Source organism: Chitinophaga parva (assembly GCF_003071345.1).
GTDB classification, from domain to species: domain Bacteria; phylum Bacteroidota; class Bacteroidia; order Chitinophagales; family Chitinophagaceae; genus Chitinophaga; species Chitinophaga parva.
Map to the genome: position 1 here is coordinate 2,065,014 of NZ_QCYK01000002.1, position 17,111 is coordinate 2,082,124.

The window sequence follows — 17,111 nt, forward strand, 5'->3', positions numbered from 1 at the left end:
ATGAAAAGGAACATATTCATTTCGGCACTGTTACTGGCCCTCATGGGCTTCAGCGCCTGCAGCATCAAGAAAGAACCTTACGATGGCAAGGCATCAGACGTGGTGCTGAAAGACCCGTCCAACCTGGAATCTGTGACGCTGGGCAACTATGCCCTGCTAAAGAACGGGGACTATGTGCGCAACTACCACATCATGATAGAATATGCGAGTGACAATGTATCACTGAGTGGTACCACCACAGACCCCTTATTCTATTCTTACAACTACGCCCACCTGGCTAACCAGGCCAACACCAATGCCTTCTGGAGAAAAGCCTACCAGCTGATCAACGGGGTAAACCAGGTGCTGGAAGCCATACCCACCGGCAGCACACCGGCACAGCAACAGCTGCTGGGGGAGAACTATTACCTGCGCGCCATGGCTTATTTTGACCTGGTGAATATCTTTGGCCGACCTTACATCCAGGGCGCGGAAACCAACCTGGGCGTGCCCCTGGTGCTGAAGCCCAGCATTACGGACCTGCCGGCCCGCAACACCGTGAAGGAAGTGTACGCCCAGGTGGTCAGCGACCTGCGCACAGCGTATAGCCTGATGGGTAATGATAAAAGCAGCAGCTATGCCACGAAGAATGCCGCCGCCGCATTGATGGCCCGGGTGTACCTGTTCAGAGGCCAGAATGATTCTGCCTACTATTTTGCCAATGAAGTGATCACCTCCGGCAATTATTCCCTGGTGGCCACCAAAGACCTGCCGGGTTATTTTACCATGAGCAATGAAGACAATCCCGAGACCATTTTTGCTATCCATCACACCCTGAAGGATGACCAGGACTGGAGCTCCATCGGTTCCATGTATTACACGTCGCCCGGTGGCCTGGGCTATGGTGAAATGTATGCCAGCCGTGCCATCCGCGACCTGTATGCCCAATACCCGGCCGATGTGCGCGCTAAGTTCATACAACCCTCCCTGGCAGACGACGGCACGGTGAATACCCGTAACGGCTACCCGAAATACTTCATCCTCAAATATTCCAACCAGGATGGGATCGTGACCCTCAGCTCACCGGTATACCTGCGCCTGGGCGATATGTACCTGGTGCGGGCGGAGGCCAGTGCCAAGCTGGGAAACAACGCAGCCGCCATTGAAGATGTAAATACCATCCGCCAGCGGGCAGGCCTCACCGGCACGGCGCTTTATAGCGTGGGAGACCTGAAGGGACATGCCTCCGTACTGGAAGTGGTGCTGGAAGAGCGGCACCTGGAACTGGCCTTTGAGTGCTCCCGCAAGCTGGACCTGTTCCGCAATAACCTGGACCTGGTGCGCAACTATCCGGGCACCCATGTGGCAGGCGGCCCCACCGGCAGCGGTTACCAGCTTATCAAAGCCAGTGACCCGCGGGTAGTGCATTTTGTCCCGGAAAATGAGACCATCCTGAATAAGAACCTGGTGCAGAACCCGTAAAGTTTTCAGGTAGCATTAAAAGAAAAACCCGGCTGTCGTGGCCGGGTTTTTTTGTTCAGGGTCTGAAGATGGCGTTTTGCACAAAGCCGCGGCAGGGGCGGGGTGCAGGAAATTCCTGTCGCGGTGTTGCCGGGCGCACATTTGCAAGTGGCTTAACCTTATTTAACAAACCCACCCGGCAAACCCGGTTTTTTACCATTTACAGAATTTTGTTGCGCCTCGCTATTGAATATATCCATAATTTTGCCCCACCTCAACCTGCAATCACTTAAGCGTAATAATCGATTAATATTATTTTTTATTACAATGCGATGACGACCTGGCCCGGAACCCTGACCGCCTCGCATCACCATTTAAACCCGTACGGATAGCAAAAAGGAAACCTTTTCATGTATATTGAAACAATACAGTATGAAAGTTTGTACTTATCTCAGTTCTTTGTAGAAGTCACGGATTTGCCTGTTCTATTTCGTCATTTCACCAAACGGACTGCTGTATTTCGTCGTTAATACCTGTTATTCGTCGAACGTGTCCAAAACAGAAAGGTCTTTCTGTTATTATTGTTGTTCATTATTTTGATTGGTATAAGCCGCATTTGATTGTCAAAAGCCATTTATGAAAAGAGCGATTATGAGTGTACTGTCGGTAATGAGCGTTCTTGCGTTTCATTTCCGTGCCCAGGCACAGACCACCACCACCGACTCCCTGCTGGCCACGGCGTCTGTACATGATTGTGTACAGTACGCATTGCAGCACCAGCCGGCAGTGAAACAAGCCCAGATCGATGAATCTATCACCGACCGGCAGGTAAAAAGCAAGCTGGCAGACTGGTACCCGCAGGTGAACGCCACGGCCAGCCTCCAGCACTATTTCCAGGTGCCCAAGGCCAACTTTAACGGCCAGGTGATCCGGCAGGGTGTGACCAACACCTCCACGCTGGGAGCGGGCCTTACCCAGAACATCTTCAACCGGGATGTACTGCTGGCCAGCAACACTGCCAAGACCGTGCGCCTGCAGGCCCGCCAAAACACGGCCAACACCCAGATCAGCACCATTGCGGATGTGAGTAAGGCCTACTACGATGTACTGCTCACCCAGCGCCAGATCCAGGTGCTCGTGGAAGATACCATCCGCCTGGCCCGCAGCCTGCGCGATGCGTATAACCAATACCAGGGCGGCGTAGTGGACAAGGTGGATTACAAGCAGGCCCAGATATCCCTCAACAATGCCAGGGCCCAGCTGAAAAGCGCCGGGGAATTGCTGAGCGCCAAGTATGCGTTCCTGAAACAGGTAATGGGCTACCCCGAAACGGGCACCCTCTCCCTGGTGTATGATTCTGTAGCCATGCTGCAACAGGCCACCACCCTGGATACCAGCACCCAGGTGGTGTACGAGAACCGTATTGAATACCAGTTGGAACAAACCACCCGCCAGCTGTTACAGGCGGAGGTCCGTTATAATAAACAGGCCTTCCTGCCCACTCTCTCGGCCTACGCCAATTACAACCTGGCTTATTTCAACGAACAATTCGGGAAACTGTACAGCGCAGATTATCCTAACTCATACGCCGGCCTGCAGCTGGCCATCCCCATTTTCCAGGGCACCAAGCGTACGCAGAACATCCGCATTGCAGAACTGCAGCTGAAACGTTCTGACTGGGACCTGGCGCAGCTCCGCGAGCAGATCAACACTGAGTACACCCAGGCCATGGCTACCTATAGGGGTAACCTCAACGATTTCTACACCCTGAAAGAAAACGTAGACCTGGCCAACGATGTGTACAGCACCGTAAACCTGCAATACCGCGAAGGTGTAAAAACCTACCTGGACGTGATCGTGGCAGAATCCGACCTGCGCACCGCGCAGCTCAACTACTTCAACGCCCTTTACAATGTACTGGTAGCCAAGGTGGACCTGCAGAAATCAGTGGGCACGCTGACGCCGCAAACGTTTTAATCGTAGGGCGTACAACGTACCGCGTACCGCCTACGTTGATCCGGGGTCAAAACAGTTAGCATTGACTTTAGCATATTAAGTACGTTGTACGTTGTACGCTGTACATTGTACAATAAAAAGAAAGGAATCCTTAGACATAATACTTTATACTGACAGAATGAAACAGCACTCTCTTTTACTGATCTGTGCGGCCAGTGCGATGGCCTGGAGCGCTTGTGGTAACAAGTCCGGGCAGCAACAGCAGCAGGCCCCGCCCGCCACGCCGGTGCAGACCGCACCCGTACAGGATACCGCCGCCATTTACTATGATAAATACCCTGCCACCGTGGTGGCACTGAATACCGTGGAATTACGGGCACAGGTTTCCGGCTTCATTACCGGCATCTTCTTCCAGGAAGGCCAGGTGGTGGAAAAAGGTAAGCCGCTGTATGAAATAGACCGTCGCAAATATGAAGCGGCTTACAACCAGGCCGTAGCCAACGTGGCTTCCGCAAAGGCAAACCTGGTAAAGGCCCAGAAAGATATAGACCGCTACAATAAACTGGCAGAGCAGGACGCTATTGCCCGCCAGGTGGTGGATAATGCTGAAGCAGCATTTGAAAGCCAGAAGGCACAGGTGGCCGTGGCGGAAGCAGCCGTGCGCAGCGCCGCTACAGACCTGGATTATGCTGTGATCAAAGCCCCGTTTACCGGCCGCATTGGCATTTCCCAGGTAAAACTGGGTGCCCAGGTAAGCCCCGGCACTACGCTGCTGAACACTATTTCTTCTGAAGATCCCATCGCCGTACAATTCGTGGTGAACCAAACGGAGATAAGCCGTTTCGTGGCTTATGAAGGCCGCAAAGGTGGCGCAGGAGATTCTACCTTCCAGGTGCAGCTGCCGGATGGTACCATGTACACAAATAATGGCCGCCTGTACGCTATAGACCGCGGGGTGGACAACCAGACCGCCACCATCAACGTGAAGGTGGAAATACCCAACCCGAAAGATGTACTGAAAGATGGTATGAGCGTAAGCATGCGCGTGCTGAATGATCTTTCAGGCCAGCGCATGGTTATTCCGTACAAAGCTGTGATAGAGCAGATGGGCGAGTTTTTCGTGTTTGTAGCACAGGACTCCATTGCCCTGCAACGTAAGATCCACCTGGGCCCCAAGCTGCGCGACCGCATTGTGGTAACAGACGGCATCCAGCCCGGAGACCTGGTGATCACGGAAGGCTTCCAGCGCCTGCGCGACAGTTCCAAGATAACCCTGGGCCCGCCCGCCGGTGCCGCTGGTGCGCCTGCCGCCGCTGGTGCACAGCGCGCCAAACCCGCCAGTGCAGAAGCAGGTGGCAAAAAGCCGGAAGGTCACTAAATAACACCGTCTTGCAGCAGTAACGGGGCCGCATATAGGCAGCTCCTCCAGGAAACACAGATTGGACGGATATAATTGATTCAACAGCTCAAACAGCGAAGATTATGATTGCAGATACTTTTATACGCAGGCCGGTGACCGCCATCGTTATTTCGGTGGTGCTGGTACTGGTAGGCCTGCTGGCAATGATTAACCTGCCAATAGGGCAATACCCGGAAATTTCACCCCCCACGGTACAGGTAACCGGTACCTACATTGGCGCGGATGCACAAACGGTGGAACAAACCACCGCCACGCCCGTGGAAGTGCAGGTGAACGGTACCCCCGGTATGACCTATATGACCTCTAACTCTACCAGCGCCGGCTCCATGTCGCTCACCGTAAACTTCGAGGTGGGCACAGACATCAACATTGCCGCACTGGACGTGCAGAACCGCGTGGGCATTGCCACGCCCACCCTGCCGCAGGAAGTACAGCGTATAGGCCTTACCGTTAGAAAGCGTAACCCCAGTATCCTCATGCTGGTGGCCTTGTTTTCTCCCAAGGGTACGCACGACATTACCTTCCTGGATAACTACACCAACATTTACCTGAAAGACGCCTTGCTCCGCGCAAAAGGGGTAGGTGATATCTTTACCCGCGCAGATGATTTCTCCATGCGCATCTGGCTCAATCCCTCCAAACTGGCGCAGATGGGCGTTACCGCGGATGATATCAAAGCTGCCATTTCTGAACAGAACCAGCAGATCGCATCCGGCTCTGTAGGCACGCCCCCCCAGCAGATGGGCCAGACGTTTGAGTATTCCATCATTGTAAAAGGCCGTTTGGTTACACCGGAAGAATTTGGCAACATCATCGTGAAAACCCGCCCCAGCGATGGTGCGGTGGTATACATGAAAGACGTGGCCCGCGTGGAACTGGGTAAATTCAACTATTCCGGTAACTCCTTCGTGGATGGTAAACGCGCTTCCTACCTGCTCGTATACCAGGCCCCCGGTAGTAACGCTATCTCCACCGCCGATGCGGTGATCGCCACCATGGAGCAGCTGAAGAAAGCCTTCCCGAAAGACGTAGACTATGTAGTGCCGTTTGAGTCTGTGACCGTGGTGCGCGTATCTATCCATGAAGTGGTGGAAACCCTGCTGATAGCCCTTGTCCTGGTGATCATCGTAGTGTTCCTGTTCCTCCAGAGCTGGCGCGCTACCCTCATCCCGGTACTGGCCATCCCGGTGTCTATCATCGCCACGTTTATCTTCTTCTTCCCGCTAAATTTCACGATCAATACCCTTACCCTGTTCGGTTTCGTACTGGCCATCGGTATCGTGGTGGATGACGCTATTGTGGTGGTGGAAGCGGTGCAGCACAACATGGATCATGAAGGCATGTCGCCCAGGGATGCTACACACCGCGCCATGGAAGAGATCTCGGGACCGGTAATTGCCATTGCACTGATCCTTTGCGCGGTGTTTGTGCCCGTGGGCTTCATCCCCGGCATCGTAGGCCGCCTGTACCAGCAGTTTGCCATCACCATCGCCATCTCCGTACTGATCTCCGCGTTTGTGGCCCTGTCCCTTACACCGGCGCTGTGTACCCTGCTGCTGAAACCCTCTAACCTGGGCAGCCAGTCCAGGGGCCTGAATAAGTTCTTCTACCGGTTCAACGTATGGTTTGGCCATGTAACGTCCCGCTACTCCGTGGGCGTGAAAAAAGTGCTGCGCCATTCCGCATTGGCCCTGGCCCTGCTGGGCGGCATCATCGTGGCAGCTTACTTCCTGTTTGCCAGCAAGTCTACCGGCTTTATCCCCACGGAAGATGACGGCCGTATCTATATCACTTTTGACCTGCCGGAATCTTCTTCCACAGAACGTACGGTAACCTTGCTGCGACAGATGATGCATGAGCTGGACAGTGTGCCCGAAATAGGCCACTACGCTGCGTTGGGTGGGTTGAATGCCATCACCTTCGCCTCTAAATCCAACTCCGCTACCATCTTCTGCCAGTTGAAACCCTGGGACGACCGCAAGCAGGAAAAGTCCAAGATCTTCGCGCTGGTGGCCCGCCTCCAACAGCAGATGTCCAAGTTCAAGGAAGCAAACGTGGTGGTGATCCCGCCGCCTGCTATTCCTGGTTTGGGTAATACCGGCGGTTTCTCCTTTGAGCTGGAACAAAAAGGCGCTGGTGACATTAAGGAATTTGAAAGCGTGCTGCGCACCTTCGTGGCTGCGGCAAACCAGCGCAAGGAATTGTCCCGACCCTTCTCTTTCTTCACGGCCCGCACGCCCGGCTACCAGCTGGAAATAGACCGTGAGAAAGCCAAGAAACTGGGCATTCCCATTTCTGCCATCGCCTCTGCGCTGCAAACCTACATGGGTTCTGTATACATCAACGACTTTACCATTTACGGCCGTAACTTCCGCGTGGTAGCCCAGGCGGATAGCTCTTTCCGTGGTAACATGACGGACCTGGCCAAGTACTACGTGCGCAACCAGAATGGTGATATGGTGCCCCTGAGCACCGTTACCTCTTACAAGGTGATTGAAAGCGCGCCGGTGATTTCCCACTACAACCTTTTCCGCTCCGCGGAGATCAACGGTAATGCGGCCCCGGGCTACAGCTCCGGTGATGCCATCAAGGCCCTGCAGGAAGTAGCTGCCCAGGTATTGCCCGAAGGCTACGGCTATGAGTTCTCTGGCCTGAGCCGCGAGGAGATCCTTTCCGGCTCCAAGACGGTTTACATCTTTGCACTGTCTATCGTGTTCGTATTCCTCTTCCTGGCGGCGCTGTACGAGAGCTGGTCTGTACCGTTCTCCGTACTGCTGGCGGTGCCCCTGGGCGTGTTTGGCGCCATTGCCGCACTGCACCTGGCCGGCCCCACCATTACGAACAACGTATATGCACAGATCGGTTTGATCACCCTCATCGGCCTGGCGGCAAAGAACGCCATCCTGATCGTGGAATTTGCCAAGGAGCGTGTGGACCGTGGTATGGATGTGATGACGGCCACCGTGGAAGCAGCCAAGCTGCGCCTGCGCCCCATCATCATGACCTCCCTGGCCTTCCTGCTCGGTATCCTGCCCCTGGTATTTGCCTCCGGTGCCGGTGCTTACTCCCGTAAAACCATGGGGGTGACCGTACTGGGTGGTATGCTGGCCGCTACCTTCCTGGCCATTTTCATGGTGCCGGTATTGTACCTCAACATCACCCGCTGGGCTTATGGTAAGGCCAAGCTGGAGGAGATGAAAAAGAAGTTCAATTCCGTGCCCGACCATGATGCCCAGGGCCATGTGTAATAATTGTTTAATTACAGATAAAGCGGGTGTGCCGGTTACAGGCGCACCCGCTTTTTTTACCCGGTAACCGTTAATCACCACCGGTGGCGGCCCGCCATGATCATCAACGCTGATCGTCAATTATTACCCATTGACCGTTAACCATTAATGATTAACCACTGGCCATTAACAGTTAACCAATTCCAACTTAGCGAAATAATTTCGCTGCAGTAACGGTACTCCCTGTTTGCTTATCATTGTACAGGCGTAGTGCACACACAAAAAAAAATGACGGATGTTCCGCAGTACCATGTATGTTTAATGATCAGGAGACCCATGCATCTATTGCCAACGGCTTCGTTAAAAAGCTGACTTTATGAATTGCTACAGGCTTTTGCTGTTTGTAACCCTGCTGCTGGCCGGACTTCCCACCCGGGCCCAAACCACTACCCGCGTGGTAAGGGGGCAGGTGCGCGATAGCAGCGGCCAGGCATTGCCCGGCGCCACCATCCGCCTGGTAAGCCCCCGCGATACTACGGGCACCATCACCCGTGATGACGGTAGTTTTGAGATGCCCCACGTTACAGAGCCCCGCTTTAATATCACCGTGTTCATGATGAGCTATGCAGGCTTTAAACACGATTATAGTTTTTCCCCCACCGATACCGCTGCCACCCTGGGCACCATTGTGCTGCGGTCTGATATACAACAGCTGAAAGCCGTCACGGTGCGGGGCAGCCCACTGGCGGTTACCTTCCATGGCGATACCGTGGAGTACAACGCTGCGGCCTACCAGGTGCGGGATGGCAGTAACGTGAGTGAAGTAGTGCGCCAGCTGCCCGGGGTGGAAATGGACCACAACGGAAAGGTGACTGCCCAGGGCAAGGAAGTGACCCGGGTGCGCCTCAATGGCAAGGATTATTTTGGGGCAGATGTGGCCAAGGCCCTGAGAAACCTGCCCGCCAGCATCATTGAAAAACTGCAGGTGATAGACGACTATGGAGACCAGGCAAATCTTACCGGCATCAAGGTTGGGGAGCCCCAGAAAGTGCTGAACCTTACCCTGAAACCAGACAAAAGCAGTGGTGTTTTTGGGACCGCCACCGCGGGCGCCGGCACAGGCAACCTGCACCTGGGCGGCCTGAATGTAAGCCGCTTCAAAGGCGACCGCCAGCTATCGCTCTCCGGCGATATGAACAACAGCAACGCCGGGCTTTTCAGCTTTGGGGACAACGGCGGCATCAGCGGCAGCGACGGCAGTAACGCGGTGCACAACCTGGGCTTCAATTACCGCGACGCCTTCAGTAAAAAACTGACCGGTTATGGCAGTATTAATTACGCGGAAAACAGGTCACTGGTAACCGGCACCACCGCCCAGCAGACCATAGACGGCAGTTATGTGAACGTGAACAACCAGCAGAACCGGAACACGGGTCATAACCGCAGCTATGCCATCAACTACAACCTGGAATATAAGCCGGATACGCTGAACCAGGTGCGCTTTTCGCCGGGCTTCAACCGGAGCAGGGGAGAGACGGAAGGCATTAGCCAGTTCCACATTGCCCAGAATAACCTGCACCCGGTAAAGATCTCTGATGGCACCAATACTAATTACAGCGATAATGATAATACCAGTGTCAACGCTTCCCTGATGTATAACCACCGCTTCCGGAAGAAGGGGCGCAATTTTAACATCAACCTTACCTATGGCAATAACACCATGACCAGCCAGCAGGACGTGCGCACGCTCACGCACCTGGATTACGTGGACAGCCTGGCCATGGACACTGCCCTGCACCAGCAGGTGCATGCACCCGCCGGCAGCAATATTTTCAGTTCCAGTCTTTCGTACACGGAGCCCGTGGGTAAGACCAGTGTACTGGAACTGGCCTATAATTTCTCCCGGAACAACAACACCTCCAGCCGGGAAACCTGGAACATAGACCCGGACGATGTGAAGACACGGGTAGACTCCCAGAGTAACAGTTACCATTATACGTTCCTGTCCCAGCGCATTTCCCTGCGCTACGACCTGCGTGGTACCAAACATAGGCTGCTATTGGGTTTGAGCGCCCTGCCACAGGTGCTTTCCGGCGCCTCTACCCACCCGGATTTCACCACACGCACGCCCCAGTTCTCTTTCAGTCCCAACATACACTATACCTACCAGGTGAGCAACAGCAGGTCGTTTTCTTTTTCCTATGCCGGCAATCCCGGCCAGCCGGGTTTTATGCAGCTGATGCCGGTTACAGACCTCACCAATCCCCAATATCCTGTTGTAGGGAACCCCGGCCTGAAGCCCAGTTTCAGCCAGTCGGTGAGCCTGAACTACCGCAGCTTTAACGTGCAGAAGGGCAACTCCTTTTTTGTGGGCATGACCGGCAGCCTTACGAACAACAGCGTGGTGGCTAACATCCTCAACGACTCCGCCCACCTGGCGGGCATGGGCAGCACCGTGATCCAGGAAATCCGCTACGTCAATGCAGACGGCGCCCGCTCGGCCAACGTGTACTACAACTTCTCCCAGCCGCTGTGGCAGCGCAAGCTGACGTTCACGTATAGTGGCACGGTAAGTTATGGCAACAATATTTCCTACATGAATGACCTGGCGCAGCGCAGTGCCAACACCAGCTGGAATCAAAGCCTGCGCCTGCGTTTGAACCTGCCCAGGCTGATGGACATTGAAGCCAATGGCGGCTTTAACAGCAACAACGTGCATTACAGCACCACCGGCGGTTTCAATACCACCACCAATACCCTGTTTGTAGAGCTATATGCCAGGCACTACATCGGCAAGCACATGATCCTGGGATGGAATGCCACCAAGTCAGTGAACAGTGGCTTAAGCAGCGGGGTAGGGGCCAATCCTACAGTACTGAATATGTACGTGGAGTGCCAGTTCCTGAAAGGCAACCGGGGCGCCCTGCGCTTCCAGGGATTTGACCTGCTCAACGAAAACACCGGTATATATCATAGCGTGAATGGCGCCGTGATCACCGATACCCGCAACAACCGCCTGTCCCGCTACTGTATGCTGTCTTTTTCCTACCGGTTCGACAAGTTTGGCTTCTGATGCCGGTGCTGGAAAAAAAGGAACGGAAGTGCGTGCTTTTATTATATTCGTAGTTCAATTGAATTACTACGTTATGACAGGATATACCCGCCAAAAGCACGTACTGATAGCGGTGGATTGCATCATCTTTGGTTTTGATGGTAATAGCATGCAGCAATTGCTGATCAGGCGCAGTTTTGAGCCGGCAAAGGGCAAATGGAGCCTCATGGGTGGCTTTGTGCAGCATGATGAAGACCTGCCGGTGGCAGCGGCCCGTATCCTTAAGACCCTCACCGGCCTGGAAGGGGTATACCTGGAGCAATTGGGCGCCTTTGGCCGCCCGGACCGCGATCCCAAGGAGCGCACCGTGTCCATCGCTTACTTTGCACTCATCGATATCAATCAATATAAGCTGCAGCTCAGCAACGATTACCAGGCCGCCTGGTTTGACCTGCAGGAAACGCCCCGGCTCATCTTCGACCATGATGAAATGGTAAAACAGGCCAAGGACCGCCTGCGCTACAAGGCAGCCATCCATCCCATCCTGTTTGAACTGCTGCCGGCCCGTTTCACCATCCCGCAGTTGCAGCAGCTCTACGAAGCGGTATATGAAACCACTTTTGATAAACGCAACTTCAGCCGCAAGATCCTCTCTACCGGCCTGCTGGTAAAGCAAAAGGAAAAGGACAAAGAAACCTCCAAGAAGGGCGCTTATTACTACAAGCTGGACAAACGCCGGTACCAGGAGAAGTTCCATTCCTTCCTTAATTTTATCTCTGACCCGGGAAAGCTGAAATAAAATACCTGTTATATTATAAAAGGCCTGGAATGCTTATCAGTAAAGCATTTCAGGCCTTTTGCATCATGCTGCAAGGAATGGTTACGACCATTTCAATAGCTTTCCCGCTATCACTGTTACCGCATGGCCGGTCATTAATACCCGCTCACCCTTCAGCACCACCCGTAGCTCCCCGCCACGTGCCGATGCCTGGTAGGCGAGGAACTCCGTCTTGCCTAAAAGCGGCGCCCAGTAAGCGGCAAGGCAGCAATGTGCCGATCCTGTCACCGGGTCTTCATCAATGCCCAAATGACTGGCAAAGAAGCGGGAAATGAAATCATATCCCGAGCCTTCCGCACCGCGGGCCGTAATGATCACACCCCCTTCCTGCTTAAATACGCTGAAGTCCGGCTGCAACTGTTCCACCGCGGCTGCATTTTCCAGTTCCACTACATACCGGTCTTTATGAAAAGTGGCGTGCACGATCCGCGCCGGGATAGCCGCCTGCAGGCGCTCGCCCAGTGTAACGGGTTGTCCTTCCGCCACCGGGAAGTCCAGCGTAATGGCGCCATCTGGTGTGCGGCTGGCCAGCAACTCCCCGCTGAGGGTATAAAAATGCAACGGCGCTGAAACCGGCGCCAGTCCCTGTTCCCAGAGCACATGCGCGCTTGCCAGGGTAGCGTGGCCACATAGCTTTACCTCGCTGGTGGGCGTGAACCAGCGGAGGCGGTAACCGTTATTTTCTTTTAGCAGGAAGGCGGTTTCGGATAAATTATTCTCCATGGCAATGGCCTGCATCGTGGCATCCGGGAGGGGGGCTTCCAGCAGGCACACTGCCGCGGGATTGCCTTTGAAAGGCAGGGTGGTAAACGCATCTACCTGGTAGAAAGGAATGGCTTGCATAGCATTGTTGTTTTTGCAAAAATGCGGCATACGCGGCATATACAACGGGTACAGATGCGGGCAAAGTGAACCCTATCAGATCAGCTGCCCGCCACTTCCTTTTACTCATACAGCCACACCCGCAGCAACGACACCAACTGGTCCACATCCACCGGTTTGGAAATATAATCCGATGCACCGGCTTCAATACATTTCTCCCGGTCGCCGTTCATGGTCTTGGCTGTTACTGCCAGCACCGGCAGGCCTTTCCAGCGCTGCTGCTGGCGGATCTCCTTGATGGCGGTGTAGCCATCCATCTCGGGCATCATCATATCCATGAGCACAATGTCCACCTGCGGGTTGCGCTCCAGTTGTACCAGGGCTTCCTTGCCATCCAGCGCGGAGATGATCTTCATCTTATGTTGCTCCAGCGCTTTGGTAAGGGAGAAAATGTTGCGCACATCATCATCTGCGATCAGTACCGTTTTGCCTTCCAGTGCTTCCTTCAGCGTGGTGTGGCGGTTGCTGGTGTTCTTGTACAGGTCATTTTTTTCCTGGATCAGGTGAAGGAACAGCGCCACTTCATCCAGGATACGCTGGTAAGAGTGGGCGGTCTTTACCACGATGCTGTCTGCATATTGCTTGATCTGGTTCTCTTCGGATTTGGAAAGGTTGCGGCCTGTGAATATGATGATAGGCAGGTTTTCCAGGCCAGGATTGTGTTTGATGGGTTCCAGTGCCTCGTAGGCCTGCTTGTCTGCCAGCGTCATATCAAGGATCACACAGTTCACGTCGGGGTTCATCAATTCGCTGATACTGTCTTTGATGCTGTGCGTGATCTCTGTTTGCACTTCAAAAGAATCGAGGAAATAGGAAAGTGCCTTGGCGTGCTTGATGTTCTCTTCCACGATCAGCACTTTCTTGGGATGGCGGCTCAGCACATCTTCCAGCTTCTGAAAAATTTCCTGCATGCGCTCCATCTGGAAAGGCTTGTTGGAAAAGTCCACCGCGCCTTTCAGCAGGCTTTCCCGCTTCACTTCCATGGAGCTCATGATGTGTACAGGGATGTGGCGCGTTTGCGGGTTTTCTTTCAGCTCGGCCATTACTTCCCAGCCATCTTTTACCGGCAGCACAATGTCCAGCAGGATGGCGGCAGGTTTGTATTGCAGTGCCATTTCCATCACCAGGTCACCGCGCACAGATACCAGGCCCTTGAAGCCGCGCTGGTGGGTGAAGGCCAGCAGGGCATTGGCAAAGGCCGTATCATCTTCCACGATCAGTACTATCTTATCATGAGGCGTAATATTGTTACGGTCGTCCGGCACATCCTGTGGGATCACCGCGGCGGTGAGGCGGGGCGCAATGTGGGCGCTGCCGTTGCCACTGGCCGCGGGAGTACCGGCCACGGGGGCTGTAGTGTTGGTGACAGGTGCAGGGGGCGCGTAACCGTCAGTATCCCGCGGCTTGCGCAGGGGAATGATGATGCTGAATTCACTGCCTTCATCCGGTACGCTGTCCAGGTGTATTTCCCCACCCAGCAGTTTGGCCAGTTCACGGCTGATGCTCAGTCCAAGGCCGGTACCGCCATATTTGCGGCGGGTGCCGCCGTCTGCCTGCTGGAAGGCTTCAAAGATCACGGCCTGTTTGTCCACCGGCACGCCAATGCCCGTATCCCGCACGGCTATCTTCACGCTGCCGGCATCACCGGGCAGGGAGGAAAAGGTGAGGGTTACGCTGCCCGCGGCGGTAAATTTCAGCGCGTTGGACACCAGGTTTTTCAGGATCTGTTCCAGGCGCATTTTATCCGTTTCCATGAGAGACGGCAGCAGCGGGTCTGTGGCAATATTAAATGCCAGGCCTTTTTCTTTGGCAATGGGGGCAAAGAGGCTTTGCATATCCTGCGCCACCGCCTTGATGGGCACTTCTGTATATTCCAGTTCCATCTTGCCGGACTCTATGCGCGAGAGGTCCAGGATCTCGTCAATGAGGTTCAGCAGGCCTTTGCCGGAGCTTTGGATCACTTCCGCGCTTTCTACCTGGTCTTTGGAAAGGTTGCCTTCATTATTTTCTGCAATGAGGCGCGACAGGAGTAAAATCGAATTGAGCGGGGTACGTAGCTCGTGGCTCATATTAGCCAGGAACTCAGATTTATAGCGGGTGCTCAGTTCCAGTTCCTCGGCCTTGCGTTGTATCTCAAGGTTGCGTTCCAGGATCACCTGGTTACGTTCCTGCAGCAGTTTGGAGCGTTCTTCCAGTTCGCGGTTGGCCTGTTGCAGTTCTTCCTGCTGCACTTTCAGTTCTTCTTCGGAAGTGGCCAGGCGCTGGGTTTGCATTTCCAGTTCCGCGTTAATGTTTTCCAGCTCCGAGTGTTGGCTTTGCAGCTCTTCGGCCTGTGCCTGGGTTTCTTCCAGCAGTTCCTGCATGCGGTTGCGGTTCTCTGCCGCTACGATCACCAGGCCTATGTTGTGCGAGATCGTTTGCAGGAAGTTAAGATCATTTTCAGTGAAGGGTGTCAGCGAGGCAATTTCCAGCACGCCCTTTACCTGGTGCTCATGGAACACGGGATGGGCAATGAGGTAGCGGGGTTTCAGTTCACCACCGGCTATGCGCACGCGGATATCACTGCTTTCAATGTCATTGAGCTGGATCATTTCCCCGCTTCGGGCGCATTGGCCGGCCAGGCCTTCACCCAGGCGCAGCCTGCGTTCCCTGGCTTCGCGGTCCAGGGCGTAGCCGGCGCTGAGGAAGAGCATGTCTTCCGCATTCAGCAGGTACAGCGCACCGGCAATGCCGTGTATATAAGTGGTTACAAATTCTATGATCTGGCTGGTGAGGTTCTGTACATCTTTTTCACCCACCATTTTGTTATTGAGAGTCGCTACGCCGGTTTGCAGCCATTCTTTATTGGCCAGGTCTGTAAAGGAAGTTTCCAGGGAGTTGGCCATGGAATTGAGGGCCACGCTCACATTGCCCAGCGCATCAGATTCCGTATCGCTCACACGCACGGCATAATCGCCAGCCGCGATGGTAGCGGCAATGTCGCGGATAATGCCAATGCGTTTGGCCATCTCCACATCCTTTTGCTGCAGGGCGGACTGCATTTTTTCTTTCTCCGCAAAGTCGCGCTGCACGCGGATGTAAAAGAACACGGTGATCACCAGGGAGAGGAGGGCGGCCAGGATGATAAAGGCAGGTGTATACAGGGCAAACTTTTTCATTTGCTCCGTGCGTTCGCCCATCAGGTGCTGCTCACGGGTTTCCATGGTGGCAATAATACCGCGCACATTATCCATCAGCATTTTGCTCTTGCGCAGGCTGTCATAGTTCACCGGGTGGCCGGCTTTGTGGTCTTCCATCATGGTTATCTGCAGCCGGTATAACTGGTCCACCAGCAGTTCCAGTTGTCTGGAACTTACCACCTGGGGTGGGTTATCCGTAGTGAGGTTCCGTACATACCTGATGTTGGCGCGGGCACTGTCAAACGCCCCGTTGAAGGGTTCCAGGAAATCGCCATCACCGGTGAGCAGGAAGCCCCGCTGGCCGGTTTCCGCACCTTCCAGGAAGTTCTTTACATTTTCCAATCCCAGCGTTACCTGGTTGGTATGGTCCACCCAGTAAGCACTGCGCAGCAAATTCTGTATACTGGTATAAGAGGCAATGGAGCTTACCAGCAGCAGGAATAGGGACAATCCGAAGCCGATAACTAAGTTTCGCTTGAAAGTACTGTTCATTGAACCGTGTGATTTTTAAAATTCGATGCCAGGTATAGGGCGTTAATGGTACCAGCAGTAGCGATTATCGTATAATCTTTACCGTTATTGGTCAATTGTGTAATGGTTAAAAATAAGGCGTTAATAGTTAAAAAGTAAATCGCTTTAGCAAAAGTTAAAAGTTAAGCGCCCGGCGCTGTGGTCAGCGCAGCCCCTTGCTGCAATCAACAATTACCCGGCTGGCGGCTAATGGTTAAATGATCAATGGTAAACAAGGGCGGTTACACCCGTAGTGGTTAAAAATCAGCGCCTGGTGCAGGCGGGGACCACCGCAAAAATGGTGCCTCTCCACATGAAAAAAGCCGCCGGTCTTCCGGTGGGTGCGAAGCCCGGGTGGAAGAGCGGCGGCTGTAAAGCGTTTTTCCGGCAGCTGTTTTAAGTGCCTCAGGGTTTGGTGTTAGTGCTGTCCTTCGGCATTTTCTTGTGCATCTTGGACGTCTTGGTGGTTTTCTTGTGCACTTTGGTCGTGTCTTGCCGGTAAGTGCTGTCCTGGTGGGCTGCTGCGGCAAACCCGGTGCCGGTGGCCAGCAGCAGGGCCAGGGCAAGGATGTTCATGTGTTTCATATGATGTGTTTTATGTGAGAAA

At 54.0% G+C, this 17,111-nt stretch carries 9 protein-coding genes; 6 read left to right on the forward strand and 3 right to left on the reverse strand.

Annotation, left to right across the window (positions count from 1 at the left end):
* The 6 genes from DCC81_RS18555 to DCC81_RS18580 all read left to right on the forward strand — a co-directional run bounded on the left by DCC81_RS18555 (position 1) and on the right by DCC81_RS18580 (position 11,894).
* Positions 1-1,461 (forward strand): RagB/SusD family nutrient uptake outer membrane protein, encoded by a 1,461-nt coding sequence (locus DCC81_RS18555; protein WP_108688066.1) that lies wholly within the window; start codon positions 1-3, stop codon positions 1,459-1,461.
* 615 nt (positions 1,462-2,076) lie between these two features.
* On the forward strand, positions 2,077-3,417 hold the full coding sequence (locus DCC81_RS18560; protein WP_108688067.1) for a TolC family protein: 1,341 nt from the start codon (positions 2,077-2,079) through the stop codon (positions 3,415-3,417).
* 157 nt (positions 3,418-3,574) lie between these two features.
* Complete coding sequence (locus DCC81_RS18565) at positions 3,575-4,774, forward strand: efflux RND transporter periplasmic adaptor subunit (protein ID WP_108688068.1); 1,200 nt, start codon at positions 3,575-3,577, stop codon at positions 4,772-4,774.
* 104 nt (positions 4,775-4,878) lie between these two features.
* Entirely contained in the window at positions 4,879-8,064 is a 3,186-nt protein-coding gene (locus DCC81_RS18570; protein ID WP_108688069.1) for an efflux RND transporter permease subunit, read from the forward strand.
* A 355-nt stretch (positions 8,065-8,419) separates the two neighbouring features.
* Complete coding sequence (locus tag DCC81_RS18575) at positions 8,420-11,116, forward strand: TonB-dependent receptor (protein ID WP_108688070.1); 2,697 nt, start codon at positions 8,420-8,422, stop codon at positions 11,114-11,116.
* A 73-nt stretch (positions 11,117-11,189) separates the two neighbouring features.
* Entirely contained in the window at positions 11,190-11,894 is a 705-nt protein-coding gene (locus tag DCC81_RS18580; protein WP_108688319.1) for an NUDIX hydrolase, read from the forward strand.
* An 81-nt stretch (positions 11,895-11,975) separates the two neighbouring features.
* Here DCC81_RS18580 and DCC81_RS18585 read toward each other — a convergent pair whose 3' ends face one another.
* The 3 genes from DCC81_RS18585 to DCC81_RS18595 form a co-directional block, all read right to left on the reverse strand.
* On the reverse strand, positions 11,976-12,776 hold the full coding sequence (locus tag DCC81_RS18585) for a PhzF family phenazine biosynthesis protein (RefSeq protein ID WP_108688320.1): 801 nt from the start codon (positions 12,774-12,776) through the stop codon (positions 11,976-11,978).
* A gap of 101 nt (positions 12,777-12,877) precedes the next feature.
* A complete protein-coding gene (locus DCC81_RS18590) occupies positions 12,878-16,486 on the reverse strand; it encodes a response regulator (protein WP_108688071.1) in 3,609 nt (1,202 codons plus the stop codon).
* 423 nt (positions 16,487-16,909) lie between these two features.
* Positions 16,910-17,089, reverse strand: a complete 180-nt coding sequence (locus DCC81_RS18595; protein ID WP_108688072.1) for a hypothetical protein — start codon at positions 17,087-17,089, stop codon at positions 16,910-16,912.
* Positions 17,090-17,111: the final 22 nt, after the last annotated feature.